The sequence below is a fragment of the Streptococcus mitis SK564 genome (assembly GCF_000148525.1).
GTDB lineage: Bacteria > Bacillota > Bacilli > Lactobacillales > Streptococcaceae > Streptococcus > Streptococcus mitis_H.
Map to the genome: position 1 here is coordinate 1 of NZ_AEDU01000025.1, position 16,135 is coordinate 16,135.

At 37.9% G+C, this 16,135-nt stretch carries 15 protein-coding genes; 1 reads left to right on the plus strand and 14 read right to left on the minus strand.

Annotated features, from left to right (window positions below):
- Both SMSK564_RS13895 and SMSK564_RS10580 read right to left on the minus strand, forming a co-directional pair.
- A partial coding sequence (locus SMSK564_RS13895) for a G5 domain-containing protein (RefSeq protein ID WP_000657766.1) occupies nt 1–1,203 on the minus strand: 1,203 nt, incomplete at its 3' end.
- A gap of 304 nt (nt 1,204–1,507) precedes the next feature.
- A complete protein-coding gene (locus SMSK564_RS10580; RefSeq protein WP_004237018.1) occupies nt 1,508–2,392 on the minus strand; it encodes an SPFH domain-containing protein in 885 nt (294 codons plus the stop codon).
- A 261-nt stretch (nt 2,393–2,653) separates the two neighbouring features.
- On the opposite strand from SMSK564_RS10580, the gene SMSK564_RS10585 reads away from it, so the two are divergent.
- Entirely contained in the window at nt 2,654–3,511 is an 858-nt protein-coding gene (locus SMSK564_RS10585; protein WP_000844829.1) for a 5'-nucleotidase, lipoprotein e(P4) family, read from the plus strand.
- Nucleotides 3,512–4,151: 640 nt separating this feature from the next.
- On the opposite strand, the gene adcA is transcribed toward SMSK564_RS10585, so the two are convergent.
- From adcA to kwcM, 12 genes are all read right to left on the minus strand, one after another.
- On the minus strand, nt 4,152–5,657 hold the full coding sequence (gene adcA, locus SMSK564_RS10590; RefSeq protein ID WP_000724081.1) for a zinc ABC transporter substrate-binding lipoprotein AdcA: 1,506 nt from the start codon (nt 5,655–5,657) through the stop codon (nt 4,152–4,154).
- 9 nt (nt 5,658–5,666) lie between these two features.
- The gene (locus SMSK564_RS10595; protein WP_000950030.1) at nt 5,667–6,473 is read right to left on the minus strand and encodes a metal ABC transporter permease; all 807 of its coding nucleotides are present in this window, start codon (nt 6,471–6,473) and stop codon (nt 5,667–5,669) included.
- Nucleotides 6,466–7,170 carry a metal ABC transporter ATP-binding protein gene (locus SMSK564_RS10600; protein ID WP_001269494.1) on the minus strand — a complete coding sequence of 235 codons (705 nt, stop codon included), beginning with the start codon at nt 7,168–7,170 and terminating at the stop codon, nt 6,466–6,468. The genes SMSK564_RS10595 and SMSK564_RS10600 overlap by 8 nt, the downstream gene beginning before the upstream one ends.
- Nucleotides 7,170–7,610 carry a zinc-dependent transcriptional regulator AdcR gene (gene adcR / locus SMSK564_RS10605; protein WP_001249314.1) on the minus strand — a complete coding sequence of 147 codons (441 nt, stop codon included), beginning with the start codon at nt 7,608–7,610 and terminating at the stop codon, nt 7,170–7,172. Before adcR ends, SMSK564_RS10600 begins: the two co-directional genes overlap by 1 nt.
- 152 nt (nt 7,611–7,762) lie before the next feature.
- Complete coding sequence (gene dltD / locus SMSK564_RS10610; RefSeq protein ID WP_000919884.1) at nt 7,763–9,031, minus strand: D-alanyl-lipoteichoic acid biosynthesis protein DltD; 1,269 nt, start codon at nt 9,029–9,031, stop codon at nt 7,763–7,765.
- On the minus strand, nt 9,024–9,263 hold the full coding sequence (gene dltC, locus SMSK564_RS10615; RefSeq protein WP_000351967.1) for a D-alanine--poly(phosphoribitol) ligase subunit DltC: 240 nt from the start codon (nt 9,261–9,263) through the stop codon (nt 9,024–9,026). Before dltC ends, dltD begins: the two co-directional genes overlap by 8 nt.
- Nucleotides 9,264–9,276: 13 nt before the next feature.
- Nucleotides 9,277–10,521 (minus strand): D-alanyl-lipoteichoic acid biosynthesis protein DltB, encoded by a 1,245-nt coding sequence (gene dltB / locus SMSK564_RS0102960; protein ID WP_000969759.1) that lies wholly within the window; start codon nt 10,519–10,521, stop codon nt 9,277–9,279.
- Entirely contained in the window at nt 10,518–12,068 is a 1,551-nt protein-coding gene (dltA, locus tag SMSK564_RS10620) for a D-alanine--poly(phosphoribitol) ligase subunit DltA (RefSeq protein WP_004237022.1), read from the minus strand. Before dltA ends, dltB begins: the two co-directional genes overlap by 4 nt.
- Nucleotides 12,069–12,088: 20 nt before the next feature.
- Nucleotides 12,089–12,220 carry a teichoic acid D-Ala incorporation-associated protein DltX gene (locus tag SMSK564_RS10625; protein ID WP_000813667.1) on the minus strand — a complete coding sequence of 44 codons (132 nt, stop codon included), beginning with the start codon at nt 12,218–12,220 and terminating at the stop codon, nt 12,089–12,091.
- A 311-nt stretch (nt 12,221–12,531) separates the two neighbouring features.
- Nucleotides 12,532–13,710 (minus strand): ryptide export MFS transporter, encoded by a 1,179-nt coding sequence (locus SMSK564_RS0102965; RefSeq protein WP_025170924.1) that lies wholly within the window; start codon nt 13,708–13,710, stop codon nt 12,532–12,534.
- Between the two features lie 7 nt (nt 13,711–13,717).
- Nucleotides 13,718–14,809 carry an MFS transporter gene (locus SMSK564_RS10630; RefSeq protein ID WP_000037625.1) on the minus strand — a complete coding sequence of 364 codons (1,092 nt, stop codon included), beginning with the start codon at nt 14,807–14,809 and terminating at the stop codon, nt 13,718–13,720.
- Nucleotides 14,806–16,125 carry a KxxxW cyclic peptide radical SAM maturase gene (gene kwcM / locus SMSK564_RS10635; protein ID WP_000988322.1) on the minus strand — a complete coding sequence of 440 codons (1,320 nt, stop codon included), beginning with the start codon at nt 16,123–16,125 and terminating at the stop codon, nt 14,806–14,808. The genes SMSK564_RS10630 and kwcM overlap by 4 nt, the downstream gene beginning before the upstream one ends.
- Nucleotides 16,126–16,135 lie beyond the last annotated feature (10 nt).

Genomic DNA, 16,135 nt, shown 5'->3' on the forward strand with positions numbered 1-16,135 from the left:
TTCATAAGAGGGAAGCGCTGGTTCTACCAAGGACTCACCGGAAACACCGCCTTCATAAGATAGAAGGGACGGTTCCACCAAGGATTCGCCGGAAACACCGCCCTCATAAGACGGAAGAGGTGGTTGGACTTCCGGGGCTAGGCTTATACCATTTTCTTGAGATGCCTTATCTTTTGTCCCAACCAGAATCACCTGAGTAACTGGTTCACGAAGCACCTCTCTCCCTATTTCATTGCGCGTAACCACACCATCAATAATCCTTACTTCTGTTAAGATTCGTTCTTGTCCCTTGGCACCTTCTATAGAAATTCTTTTTTCTCCCTTAGCCAGAGTTGGGTCAGACTGAAATTGAGTTTCAAACTCTATCTCCCCTATCCTAACTTCCAGTTCTGGCTTGTCTTCAATAACAGTTTTCATTCCTTCATCTGGTACTTTTTTAGACTCAATACTCATACTTTTTTCAGGAGTTGGATTTAAAACATGCTCAACTGCGTAGGATGGTTGAGGAGATTGCACAAGGTCTTCAGTCGAGCTAAAATGAGATGCCAACTGTGGTACAATCTTCTTAGACTGAGATTCTGAACTTTCCTCCTTTTGAGATAATACTGGCGACTCTACCTTATCAACAGAAAGTTCCTTGCTACCACTATCTCTTACCAAATAATATCCCGTAAATTCATATCCTTGGACTCTTTCAGGACTTGGTAAAAACTGACCTTCTACTCTCTTAACAAGGGCTGGTTGCAATTCTACCAGATTTTCGAAAGCAGAGATGGATGCTCCCCAACCACCAACAGCAAAGACTGTCACAAGAAAGTAAGACGCTCCCTTTTTTCTCTTGATTAAAGTGAAGGAAAGCAATAATAATCCTGCTCCCAAGATAAACATCCCATCATTAGAAAACAGACCTGTTTCTGGTAATCTTGTAGTCAATTTTCGATAGACAAAATAGTATTCTTTTCCCTCTTTTACCTCAATCTTATTTTCTTCAAACCATTGCAACTCAGATTTCAGCTTTTCAGGTAAATCCTGCTCATCCAAATAATGACTTGAAATTAGTGTTGAAGTCGTTTCTGCAGCCTGTACGGGTTGAGCCCCCATACCAGCAAAAAATAAACTCGTTCCTAGCAAGACCGAACAAGCTCCTATTGTATATTTTCTCAAAGAAAAACGCTGCTTTCTCTCAAATTGAAATTCTTTCATCTCATATCCTATCATTCATTATTACTGTATATTTAGTATATCAGAAATAGTTTGTATTCACAAATCTTTCTAGTTATGAAAATGGGCAAAAACTCAATTTCAGGAAAAAATGAAGTAAATCTTCCCATAATAAAACGCATAGTATAACGGTTTCCAACACCTGATATTATGCGTTTGTAATTTTAAAGACTTTTTGCCCAGCCTCAACAACATACAATAATTTTTATTTAAATGTATATCAATGTTCTTTTCTTAACAAACGCAATACAAAAAGAGCCTGTTACCAAGCTCTTTAGTGGCTCTATTATTTCTTCTCAGCACGGAGGGCTGACAAGATTTGTGTACGGATATCATCCACACCATTTGGCGTATTTGGTAAAAAGATAGTTTGATTTCCTTTAGAAGCAAAGGTATTCAAGGTGTCCAAATACTGGTTGGTCAAGAGGATGGACATGATTTGCTCTTCTGTCATGCCAACATTGGCTTCCTTGAGTTCAGTAATAGACTCTGCCAATCCATCCACAATCGCCTTACGTTGTTGGGCAATTCCCACACCATGAAGGCGGTCTTTTTCTGCTTCGGCTTCAGCTGCAGTGACAATTTTAATCTTGTCGGCTTCCGCTAATTCTTGCGCTGCAACCCGTTTACGTTGCGCTGCATTGATTTCATTCATGGATTGCTTAACTTCTGCATCAGGTTCGACCTTGGTAATCAAGGTTTTCACGATAATGTAGCCGTAAGTTGTCATTTCTTCTGCTACTTGATGTTGAACCTCAAGGGCAATCTCATCTTTTTTCTCAAACAATTCATCCAAGGTTAATTTTGGAACAGAAGAGCGAAGGGCGTCTTCAATATAAGATTTAATCTGAGATTCTGGACGCATAAGTTTATAGTAGGCATCTGTCACGCTCTGCTCATTGACACGGTACTGAGTCGCTACATTCATCATAACAAACACATTGTCCTTGGTCTTAGTCTCAACCACAATATCGCTTTGCAGCAAGCGCAACTGAATCCGCGCTGCAATCGAGTCAATCCCAAAAGGCAAGCGAATATGAATACCGCTATTGGCAACCTTTTGGTATTTCCCAAAGCGTTCAATAATCGCCACCGACTGCTGACGAACCACATAAACTGTACTCAGTGTGACTATCAGCAATAGGAGCACACAAACCACCACAAAAATCATCAAAAATGTTGTTATCATCGCGACGACCTCCATCATTATTTTTTCCTGTATTATAGCACATTTAAAGAAGGCTGTGCAATTTTTACTGCGATTTTTCCTGAAATGTCAATAATTAGAGGTGAAACTACATTTCAAGTTAGTAATCGCTTTTTTCATTACATTAACTTCTATAGAATCTACATCAATGGTCAGGGAATAACTTGCCTTAACTTTTCTCTCGTGCTATACTATTTATTGAAATGAATAAATAGGAGATATTTCATGAAAACAGCAAAAACTACTGTTACAATCCTTTCTGCACTTGCTTCTGTCGTCTTATTGGCTAGTTGTGCAACAAAGTCTACAGAAACACAGACAAGCAATAATAGCTCATCTGATAATCAGATTACATTGACATATGACCAACTACGGTCAAGAGAAAACACTATGTCAACTCTTTGGTATCAAAAATCAGCTGAAACTAAAGCTTTATACATACAGGGTTATAACGTTGCAACAAATCACCTAAAGGAATTACTCAAAACAGAATCAGACAAACCTTACTCTATCGTTTTAGACTTGGATGAAACTGTCCTAGATAATAGCCCTTATCAAGTACAAAATGTCAAAGACGGTACAGCATTTACACCCGAAAATTGGGATGTTTGGGTTCAAAAAGCTGCAGCAAAAGCCGTCCCAGGCGCCAAGGATTTTCTTCAATTTGCTGATCAAAACGGTGTCCAAATCTACTATATTTCTGACCGCTCAGCTAATCAAGTAGATGCTACCATTAAAAATCTTGAAAGTGAAGGAATTCCTGTTCAAGGACGTGATCATCTCATGTTCTTAGAAAGTGGTGTAAAATCCAAAGAAGGTCGTCGCCAAAAAGTTCAAGAAAAAACAAATCTTATCTTATTATTTGGTGATAACCTCGTAGACTTTGCAGATTTTTCTAAGACTTCTGAATCTGACCGTGATAAACAACTTGAAGAATTGCAAAAAGAATTCGGTGAAAAATTCATCATCTTCCCAAATCCAATGTACGGATCATGGGAGTCAGCTGTATACGCTGGTAATAAACTAGATGCTAAAGGTCAAGTAGAAGAACGCCAAAAAGCTTTGCAAGGTTTTGATAAATAAAAAAAATAAGCTGATTCTATATAAACGAAGGCTAACTTACAATCTTCAAAAAGTGGACAGGAAGGAATTCTGATAATCAGAAAACTTTCCTATCCACTTTTATAATTGATACAACATCAAGCTTTTATACATCTGATACTATACGTTTTTTGATTTTAAAGACTTTTTGCCTATCCCCTATATTTCAAGCATTAAGCAAGGTTGATGATCTAAATTTATTGTGGTATACTATTTTGGTCATCGGTTACCGATTACGTTCCTTACGGTTCGTGAGAGGAGGTGAAACTAATGAACTTTGCCCCAGAGCTCGTTCTTACTATTGTAGCGGACGTCATAGCAGGAATCATCTTGTATTTCGTTTGCAAATGGCTAGATGGTAAGAAGTAGACCGAATGACTAGCCTATCAACACCCGTTAAATCGCTAAGATACGTCAAAAAATCCCTTAACTACGGCCATAGTTAAGGGATTTGGTGTTCTAATGAACCTTGCCCGATAAAATTATTCTAACATACAGGTCCAGATATTTCAAGAGTTTTATTCATTGTTTAAAGTTCCTTAGGTATCTGAAAGGTCTCTAATAGAGTTAGCTATCTAGTACCCAAAAACCGACTAGCTCTTATGAACTAGTCAGTTTCTCATCAATGCGCCAACATTTCTTGGGCGATTTCTTGTCCAGATAGGTTATCTGGGTAGTAGGTTGGCCAGTTATCCATTTCTTCAAAGAGGGCTTCTTGGCTTGTACCTCCAAAGAAGATATGGAAATGTTCTGCCTTAACTGGGGCGATATTGTGGTCACTAAACTGAACATACTTGAACTGTCCAGCGTCCGCATCTGTGGCTTCAAAGAGGAAGCGCACGCCACGATTTCCTTTCTTATAAGTCAAGATTTTCTTTCCAACATACTTATAAGTGTATTTCTTACTTTGTCCACCTTGAACAAATTCCATAGTATTATCAGTAATGTTGATCTTAGTGACATCTGTCTGATAGCCTTTTGTATAGTAAGCCTTGTACTCAGCCTGAGTCATCTTACCAGTCAACTTAGCCTTGTAGTCAAAGACTTGATCAAACGTGCCATCTTCAAGGAAAGGATAAACTGATTGCCAGTTACCTGCATAGTCACTCAAGGTGCGGTCCTTGACAGCTGCATCCTCAAAGTAACCATTTTGAACTGTCTTAGTATCCTCTGCCTTTTCAGGTTCGATAGCTGGACCTTCTTGGTCTGTTGTTTGTTTCAAAGCCTTGAGGTTTTTCTCCATGATAGAGATGTAATTTTCTCCAGCCTTGGTGTCCTCTTCTGTCAGACTTTCTAAAGGATTAAGGACATCTGTTTTGACACCTGCCTCTTTTGAAAGTGTATTAGCAAGGGCTTGTGAAGCATTTTCCTCAAAGTAGATATAAGCAATTTTATTTTTCTTGACGTACTCTGTCAATTCTGCCAGACGTGCAGCTGATGGCTCTGCATCTGGAGAAAGTCCTGAGATAGCGACTTGTTTGAGCCCATAGTCTAAAGCGAGATAGTTAAAGGCTGCGTGTTGCGTTACAAAGCTCTTTTGTTTGGCTTGAGACAAGCCTTCTGCATAAGCCTTATCCAAGGCTTGTAATTTTTCGATATAGGCAGATGCGTTCTTTTCAAAGGTCTCTTTTTTATCAGGATAATCTGCTGACAAGCTATCACGGATGTGCTCTACAAGTTTAATGGCACGAACTGGTGATAACCAAACATGGGGATCGTACTCATGGTGATGGCCTTCTTCTCCATGGTCATGGTCTCCCTCTTCTTCCTCACCACCTGGCAAGAGCAACATATCACCTGTCGCCTTGATGGTTTTGACTTTTTTCTTATCCAAGGTATCTAGCAATTTAGGAACCCATGTTTCCATGTTTTCATTTTCATAAACGAAGGTATCTGCATCTTGGATTTTGGCAACTGCCTTGGCAGACGGTTCATATTCATGGGGTTCTGTCCCAGCACCGATGAGGAGTTCTACATTAGCAGTATCTCCTGCGACTTGCTTAGTAAATTCATAGACAGGGTAAAAGGTTGTCACAATATTTAGTTTGCCATCTGCCTGCTTTTGATTGGAACAAGCCACTAAAAACAAGGCACATAGACTGGCTAGCAATAAGCTAATTTTTTTCACATTAGTCTCCTATTTGATAAAACGTCTTACTAAACTAATCAGTAAGAAGACAGTTACAAAAATAATAGTAATACTTGCGCTTGCAGGTGTTTCTGCATAGTAGGAAATGTAGAGTCCTGCCACCATTCCCAAAAATCCAATAGCACTGGCTAGCAGCATAACCGATTTAAAGTTTTTCCCCAGACGCAGGGCAATACTAGCTGGCAAGACCATAATGGTCGATACCAGAAGAGCTCCCGCAGCAGGAATCATAAGGGCAATGGCCACCCCCGTCACCATGTTAAAAAGAATGGACATGGTACGAACTGGCAAGCCATCCACAAAGGCCGTATCCTCATCAAAGGTCAAGATATACATAGGACGAAGGAAGAGGAAGGTCAAAATCAAAACAACCGCCGCAATGACAAAGAGGGAAATGACCTGCTCCTCACTAATAGTCACAATCGAACCAAAAAGATACTGGTCCAAACTCATTGAGCTAGAGCTTTTACCCTTGCTCATGACAATCAGAGAAACAGCCAGTCCTGTTGACATGAGGATAGCTGTCCCGATTTCCATAAAGCTCTTGTAAACCGTACGGAGATACTCCAGAAAGACCGCCGCAATCAAGACAATAGCAATAGTTGAAATAGTCGGAGAAATCCCTAGTACCAGACCAAAAGCTACACCCGAAAGCGAGACGTGGCTGAGGGTATCACTCATCAAACTCTGACGGCGCAAGATAAGGAAGGTTCCCAATACTGGCGAGAAAAGACTCATAGCAATAACCGCCAGAAAGGCACGCTGCATAAAGTCATAAGATAACAAACTAAGCATGGCCCACCTCCTGATCATTCTCATGAACGTTGAAACAACGCCATGGCGAGTCTTGGTTACGGACTAGATGAATATTGCGGTCCGCATAGTCCTTAACTTCTTCAGGGTCATGGGTAATCATCAAAACAGCCTTGCCATGATGATGGGCGCTATGGTGCATGAGTTCGTAAAATTCATTTTTACTTCCTGCATCCATCCCCGTTGTCGGTTCATCTAGGATAAACACATCTGGGTCAGAAGCAAACATACGCGCAATCACCGCTCGCTGCTTTTGCCCCCCAGATAGAGACCCCAAGCGTTTGTCTAGGTGTTCCCACATACCAACTGAGTCCAGACTAGCCTTGATATGCTCCTCATCATGAGCATTCAAGCGACGGAACCAACCCTTTCGCGGATAGCGACCCGACTTGACAAACTCATAAACCGTACTTGGAAAACCCGCATTAAAACTGGCAATCTGTTGAGGAAGATAGGCTATTCTCAATTTCTTACCCTGCGTATTTGTCTTTGAAATAGTCACCTTGCCAATGCGTGGTTGGAGGATTCCAAGACTAGCCTTGATGAGTGTCGTTTTAGCTGCCCCATTCTCCCCTGTCAAGGTAACAAATTCCCCACTATCAACACTATAATTGATATGTTCAAGAACAGGTTCCTTATCATAATAGAAGGACAAATCCTCTACCGTAATATATCTCATTATTTGATTTCTCCTACTAAAGCAGTCAAAAACCGCTGGATCACTTTTTGTTCATTTGGAGTAAACTGAGTCGCCACTTGTTCATAGGTTAAAAGCGTATGCTCATGGTGATGGTGGTGCTCCTCAGCAATTGGACGAGCCAAGTCAGTCAACTGATAAAAAATCACACGCGCATCCTTAGGATCTTTAGACGTTTCCAACATCCCTTCCTTGACCAAAGACTTAATGGCCTTGGTAACTGCCGCCTGACTGACATTGAGACGACGAGCCAACTCTGAATTTGTTAAAGATTCCTCTGACAAAAGCATGAGGATATGCTCCTGGGTATTGGTCAGAGCTACCTCGCTAGTACAATGACCTATTAGGATTTCATGTTGATTTTCCGCCTGCAAAATCACCTCATTCAAAAAGCCATCGATATCCTTCGCTAGCTGTCTCATATTTGACTCCTTTCCTTTTAGACTTCTCTTTTTTAAGAGAAAAATACTATTCTTTGACATTTTATTTACCAGTTAATTATATCACAAGCAAAAAAAGAGTCAAGAAAAAACGTGAAAACTAGTTTCATTCTTGAACTCTTCTATATTATGATCTATTGAAAGTCCTTGATATCTCCATCGTATGTCGCCCAATCTTTGCTGAAAAAGCGCTCATTCAGATGGTAAGTCGGAGCTGGTGTGGGATTGGATAGGAAAGGATCAACTGCCTTGTCAAAAGCCAACCACCCCAACCAACCAATATGAATTGTATCTTTTACAAAATAAGGTTCAGCACCATTTTTTGAAAAATCTGCTATATTGGTAAAACCTTGGCTTTCTAACTGGTAACGAATTTTTTCAACTGCATGTTGATACATATCTTGATTTAATCCTGTATAATCCATCCATTTTTTATTAACAGGTTGAATCACAAACAATACATTCACTTTTGAATTCGCAAATTGATTCAAGACTAATTGCAAGTCATTATATTCGGATGATTTTAGAAAATTATAATTTTTCTGATAATCCTTCCACTTGTTTAAATCTTTCTTTACTTGCGTATCATAGAAACGATTTTCCATTCCCATATCATTATTCGTGGTATTTGCTTCAGCATCTTTTACAGCGATTTCTCTCAATTCGTCGTAGGAAAATTTATCTGGCAGGTCTTTTAAATACTTCTCCACGCGATCTCTATATTTTTCTCCATCATTCACTGACAATTGTCCAAATAGAAATGATTGTTTTTGGTTGAATCGTGCCAATGTATCTATGAGTGTCTTATCTATTTCTGAAAGTTGCTCACCCTCGGTTATTTTTTTGACTATATCTCCCAATACTACATTAGGATACTTTTTCATTAAACGCGTAGCGGCGTAACGACTTGACACATCTCCAGACTGATTTTCCAAAAAAGCACCCAATTGATCCGTGTTAAAATACCTACGAAAAACTGCAGGTTCATACTCCGTTTCTGTAAACCACTGAGGAGAAATAACAAAAACAGCTTGTTTATTTTCTAGCTCTGGCAATATTTGCTGCATACCAAAGTACTGATTCAAAGAAGCTGCTCCTGCTTGTCCTAAAAAATAGGGTCTATACGAACGATTGTACTTCTCCGCTAAAACAGCTGGATGCATACTATCAAATCGAATCCACTCACTAGAACCAAAAAAGGGAATGAATCGTAGACTTGGGTCCGAAAGAGCTCTCACTTTCTGAAATCTTTCTCTAAAACTTTGTGTACTAATCGCTGCTGCATATCGTTTTTCTTCTGATAAATTATAACTTTTACTAGTAGGATAAAAGAAAATGAGCAGAAAAACCAACAAACCAGCTATCAAGACCGGTCCGAAGATCATCCATAAGCGTTTAAGCATTTTGTAGCTCCACAATACCAGCTATGATTTTATTAGCTGTATTCCAGTCGTCGCGACCAAACTCTGTCACAGGGACACGAATGTCAAAACGGTTCTCAATCTCCACAATCAACTCAACCGTTCCCATACTATCCAAGACACCTGCGTCAAAAAGATCTTCATCCATCATGTCAGAAACATCTTCCATAAACAACTCATCAATAATTTCGATAACTTCTGATTTGATATCCATATTTTATTTCCTTTTATTTTTTAAACCATAAATCATTCAAGAATCCAGAAAAGATTAAGAATGACAGCATGACAACATGGAAGGTGACAACCATGCCAAGCAACTGAATCCAGCGATTCTCAGGTAGAGCAGCTTTCCCTGCTTTTTTCCGTTCCTTATTGAGCGTTTTTTTCTTGCGAATCCAAGCGTCATTGATGACCAAGCCCAGTCCATGAAAGAGGCCATAGGCGATATAGTACCAGGTCACTCCATGCCAAAATCCCATAATCAGCATATTTACAATGTAGGCCACACTTGAAGTTACATTACGATTTTTAAAGACCTTCTTTCTGGTCAATACCATGACCATTCGCATAAAGACAAAGTCACGGAACCAGAAAGACAGACTCATATGCCAACGATTCCAAAACTCTTTTAAATCCCTTGATAAAAAGGGCTTGTTAAAGTTGATGGGACTACGGATTCCCATTAAATTTGAGATGGCTAATGCAAACATAGAGTAACCTGCAAAGTCAAAGAAGAGCTCCAGACCAAAGGTATACATAACCGCTAAAGCATAGATGTTAAAGAAGCCACCTGACTGCAGGGCTAGATTCTTCAGAGGAGGGAGTAAGGTTTCTCCTAAAACATGAGCCAGGATAAACTTATACAAAAAGCCCCACATGATATAGCGAACAGATTCATCCAGCATATCCATCAACTCATCCCGCTCAGGAATGGTCTGATAATTTTCATTAAATCGCTTAAAGCGATCGATTGGACCACTCGAGAAAGTTGGCATGAAGAGAAGGAAACGGAGGAATTCCCAGAGGGTAAAATCCTTAATCACTCCATCTCTCAGCTCGATGATAATCCCAACCGAACGAAAGGTCAGGTAAGAAATTCCCAAAAATCCAAGCAAAGACTGCGTTCCATTGATAGCTGGTTGCACCTTGACAAAGATAATCGGAAGGAGGGACAGAAAACTAACTAGGTAGAAGACCCACTTGCCATCCTTGCTTTTTCGATAGTGCTTGTAGAAGAGCAGGAGCAATATCTCCCAGCAAAGGTAAATACCTAAGGCAACCAATTGATTGGTCTTCCCACCTACCAACATGGTGACGATAAAGAAGAGACTAACCAGTACTTCATACCAGGCAAAGCGTTTCTTGAAAAAAAGACCGATAAAGATGGGCAAGGTTGCAGCAATCACATAAACAAAATACTGAGGATTGCCATATGGCTCTAAATGAGGAAGCTGTTGAAAAAACTCCATCATCTCTTATTCACCTCGTTAATCAATCCTTTGATGTCAATCTTTCCATTTGGAGTCAGTGGCAAACTGTCTCGATAAAGGAATTTAGACGGCATCATGTAGGACATCATGATGTCTGTCAAATCTTCCTTGATGGCCTTAGTAATATCGATATCACGCTCAAACTGCTCACGAACACCGTCTTTTAAGATGACATAGGCCAGTAGATTTTGTACCTTGTGGTCCTTGTTATAACGCGGTACTGCGACAGCAGACTCGATATAGCGAGACTTATTAAGATTTTGAGAGACATCTTCTAACTCAATGCGGTAACCGTTGAACTTAATCTGGAAGTCCATGCGTCCGCCGTAGAGAAGCAAGCCTTCATCTGTCATGGTTCCCACATCGCCTGTGTGATAGGCTGGCAGACCTTCAAACTCAAAGAAGGCTTCTGCTGTTTTTTCAGGATTGTTCATATAGCCTTTTGAAACAGCTGGCCCTGACACAATGATTTCTCCCTGTTCACCATTTGGCAATTTATTGCCTTCCTCGTCAATGATAAAGGTTGGAGAGTCAGCCTTGGTATAGCCGATTGGTAGGCGTTTGAGAGTCGCTAGCATCTCATCTGTCACGGCAACTGCTGACAGAGCCACTGTCGCTTCTGTTGGGCCGTAGGCATTGATAATACGGGCATTTGGGAAACGCTCGCGCAGTTTTTGAGCCGTTTTAACCGTCAATTCTTCGCCATCAAAGTAGAAATGCGTGATTCCAGGCATTTTCTCACTGTTGAAGGCTTCAGACAACATGGCCATATCTGCAAAAGAAGGGGTTGATGTCCAGATAGCGATTGGCAATGAAAAGATAGTCGCAAAGAGTTGCTTAAAGTCCTGAGTAATGGCAGATGGAAGAGCAAAAAGCGTCCCACCAAGTGCCAAGGTCGGTGCCCAGTACATGACAGACAGGTCAAATGAATAAGGTGGTTGAGCCAGCATTTGCGGACGACTTGGCGTCGCAAATTCCTTATCCGTAATCATCCAGTTGGTAAAGCTGAGGAGGTTATCATGGGAAATCTGCACTCCCTTTGGCTTACCAGTCGTACCAGAAGTAAAGATAATGTAGTAATTATCATCGCCCTTGACTGGATGCGTGATCTCATAGCTAGTCCCTTGAGCAAAGGCTTCTTGAACCTGAGCTAGAGTCATCATCGGTGTAGAAACCTGCTCCAAAGGAAAGTCTGAAATGGCAATAATCAAACTTGGCTCCGCTACTTCTAAAATAGCCGAAACTCGCTCCAAGGCCGAATGGCTATCAATGGGAATGTAGGCATGACCTGACTTAGTCAGCGCTACAAAAGTTGCCAACATTTCATATTCTTGGCCACCAAAAACGACCACAGGAGACTTCTCTGGCAAGCCTAGTTGGTCGATAGTTGCAGCTAAACTATCCGAATCAGCCTTTAAATCGCCATAAGCGTGTTCCTGCCCTAAAACATTATAGACAGGATAGCTAGGCTGTGTCTGAGCAAAATGCTCAATGGTTTCAATCATATCTGCTATTGGTTTATTTGACACAATAGGGATTCTCCTTCAAGTTAAAATTCATTATAGATAAAGCTTCCTTGACCCTGTCCAAGATAGCTAAAGAAGTAAAGCAGCCCTAGAAAGATAAGAAAATACAAGGCTGTCCGACCAAGAAAGAGGTACAATTCTTTTCTCTGTTTCATCAAGAAAAACCATTCATTTCTGTAATTTTTCGCTAAAATAAGAGTGATTCTTACTAGCTTATTTTTCTACCATTGTACCATTTTATAGGGTAATTTTTCAATTGTTTGCCGTACATTTTCACTGCATTTAAGCTAATTTTAAAGATTATGCAGTTTTTCTATGTATATTTCAAATAGAGTGATCCTGGTTCAAAACTCCATTTCAGTAGAAAATGAAGTAAATATCCCCATAATAAAACGCACAATATCAAGTTTTTTAACACCCGATACTATGCGCTTTTCTGATTTTTAAAGACTTTTTAACCAGTCTCTCATTTAAAATAATCTCGTCTGATATAAATTAAAATAGTTTCTATCATCAGACAAATAGCCGATAGCCAAAAACTGATGCTAATACCAAAACTCTCAGTAGTATAGCTCATTAGCAAAACAAATACTGAAAATGATAGTGTTGAAATCACTTCCAGAACGGAATAGACATTAACCAAGTTATTTTCCTCTACTGTTTCCTGAAGAAATACACTTTCAGGAACTTCTTTTAGTTGCGATAACATACCAACTAAAGCTGAAAATAATAAAAACATCTGTGCGTTTGGAAAATATAGAATAGTCAGTGTCACTATTACCATGCCTACAAGAGAAAAAAGAATACTTTCCCATTTAGCAGCAAGAAACTTTTCAGATAGCCTAAAAGCAATTAAGCCACTAATTATAATCCCGATAGAGTATGCTGTATTAGAATATCCCCAGTAACTTTCCGTTTCATTTAATAACTCAGTTACAAAGACAAGTATGATAGACGAAACCCAAATCGTATTTGAGAAAATTTCCAATAAATTTGCTGATACAAAAAGTCTTAATCTAGGATCTCTAGCAACTAACTTCCAACCTTTGAGCAAAATTTCAAGATTAGTTTCTGACTCTAAAACCTCCACTTCAGCCTTAGGAAGCAATAACATCAGAAAGCTAGAAATGATATACAAGATTAAAATGATAAACGTGGTAGGTAAGAGACCAATTGTTGTAAACAAGAGTCCACCTAATCCCCAACCCACTAATTGAACAGCTTCACCACTCATTGATAAGGCTGAGTTAGCCTTGCCCAAATCGGTCGCATAGCGTGGCACAATAGCATAGGAAACGGGTGCTGCAAAACCATCTAATATGGAAATTACAACAACAAATAGATAGATCACCAAAGGCGCTACTGATTGCATTACGGTAAACATTCCTACCAGTATCGTTAATAATATAGTCTTTCCAAATTGAGATAAAGATAAAACCCTATTTAGCGCTAACCTTTTAGTAACTAAAGGAACTAAAAGACTTGCAACAAAAGAGGATATTCCTATTAAAATAGGAACTAGTGATGTGGCAATTACTGATTTTGAAATAATGTATATGTTAGCAATGATTGTTACTCTAAAGAAAATATCTGCTAAATTTGCAAACAATTGAGAGACTAACAACTTGATAAATGAATTAGACATATAACTTTTAAGTTCTTTTATCTCTGTTAGAAAATGAATAAGATACTAAGCAACAAAGAGCTACTATACCAAATATTAAATAATTGCTCCTAATACTAAAGTTATCAGCAAAAATACCAGCTAGAAAATCAGCTAACATAAAACTAATCGAAATAAACAAATTATATACTGACCATGATACTGCTCTATTTTTTTCTATTGACATATTAAATTTATAATAAAAATGATTATTGTAGTTGGAATTAAGAACACGCATTAATAAAAGGATTATAATTTGGATGATTAGATTAGTTTGAAAAAACATGAGTATAGCTAATATTGGTAACATCAAGCTTACTTCAAACTTAATTTTTAGATAACTCCCCAAAGCCATAGATATATTAAATATAAATAGTACAATTCCCAGCGTATCTAGTGAAAATCCCTGTTCATTTAAGAATATCCCTGCATAAGAATTGCTAATCATAATTAGAGTTGAGAATGCTACTCCTAATATTATTAATAACCATGGAATATTTTTAATATTATCGAGGCTAAAAAATTTTTGATTATTATTTTGTTCCTTTTTAATTTCAGGTAATCCTATTAAATATAATAGACTGAAAATTACAAATATAATAGATATAACAACAGGATAAATATAATTCATATGCAATAAAGGGGGAGATATAATTGTAACAATAGCAATAAAAATATATTTTAATGTGTTGAGATTTTTCAAAAATGATTTATATACAACTTCGTCATCAATTATTTCAAAATTATAAGAATTAAGAACTCCTGAAGATAATGATTCTGACAATCCAAAAAATATCGCTGAAATATATATTATGTTTGATTTTCCAAACAATAGGCCCCATAATGCTAAAATTAATAATAAATTTGAAGTAGCCAAAATTTTCTTGTAACCAATCTTACTTGAAATATAACTTAAAGGAATATCAAAAACTGAACCACATAGCTCAGTAATAACTGATAAAGTAGCTATTTCTGTGAACGAAAAACCTAAGTGCTTTAATAGTAAAATTTCTACAAAGTAGTATGGTAATCCAGATAGAAACATATTCATTCCGTACAAATTAAAAATCTTCTTACTCATAAGTTACAAACTGAGTCTCTAAAATATTCTGGACTCTTCTCCTTAATCAAGTTAACATAGCAGCCACCCTCGCAAATTTTTAACAATCCACAAGATAAACACTTAGAATTCTTCGTTCTAAAAGAACGAATCCCTCCATACAACGAATCATCATACCAAACATCTAACAAATCTTTTTCAAAGGCATTCTGCTTAGTTTGATCAACTCCTAAAAAAGCAATGCAAGGCAAGATATCCCCATTAGACATTATTTCCATCTTAGTATATTTTGCACGACATCCATAATACATTTCGTCAAACTCTGAAAATTCAATTGAATTATTTATCAACTCCGGATAAGCGGTGAAAAGATGACATCCCTCAGTAGCAAAATTTAGATTAGCTTCCCGTTGAGTTATATAATCTGTAACATACTCATTCAACCTTCTCAAATCAGTTAAATCGTATTTTTTCTTTATTTTCGTATATCCTGTTACCTCAGAATAATTAGCTACTGAGAACCTATCTATTTTATTCTCTATACAAAAATCAACCAATTCTATAATCTGCTCATAGCTTTGCCTTGTATACACTGCATTAATTCTACATTTTTTTCCAACCTCTTTAAAGTACTTCGCTAATTTAATTTGTCTATCAGGTCTCACCCCCATTAATTCAAAATTTAATTTAGGATCTAAAGTCTGCAAAGATAAAACCGGTGTAATATATTTAGATTTAACTAGAATTTCCACTGTACTTTTCTTTATTAATTGGGCATTAGTTGTCATAGTAGTCTTTATCTTCAGTTTTTCACAAGCTATCAACAAATTATCAATATCAAAATATCTAGTCGGTTCCCCTCCTAAAATTGAAACACTTAACACTCCATTATCCTTTGCTTGGCGCAAAATTCTTTCCCAATCTTTAGCAGGTTTGGCATTTCTATCTTCACGATTTGCTAAAAAACAAAAACCGCATTTTAAATCACAGTACATACTGGGGTATATTACTAGTTCAAGCGGAAAACTCAATATGTTATATTTTTTTAATTTTGCTACATGCTTTCTCGCATTTTGAAAAGTCTCGTCAGGATTTTTCGATGATTCCTCAATATTATTATCAGAATAGATATTTAATAATAGTACTCGCTCTAGTTTCCCTGCTTTTATTTCTTTCTTAAAAAAGGAAGTAGCAATTTCAAAACCATGATTTTGAACTAAATAAAGAAAATAAGCTTCACTCTCATCTAACTCAATTCGGTCAAAAGTTACTTTATTTATCAAAATTCCACCAAACTTTTCTAGTCTAAATAAAAAATCTTCTGAAATTGTCATCATATTGAATACC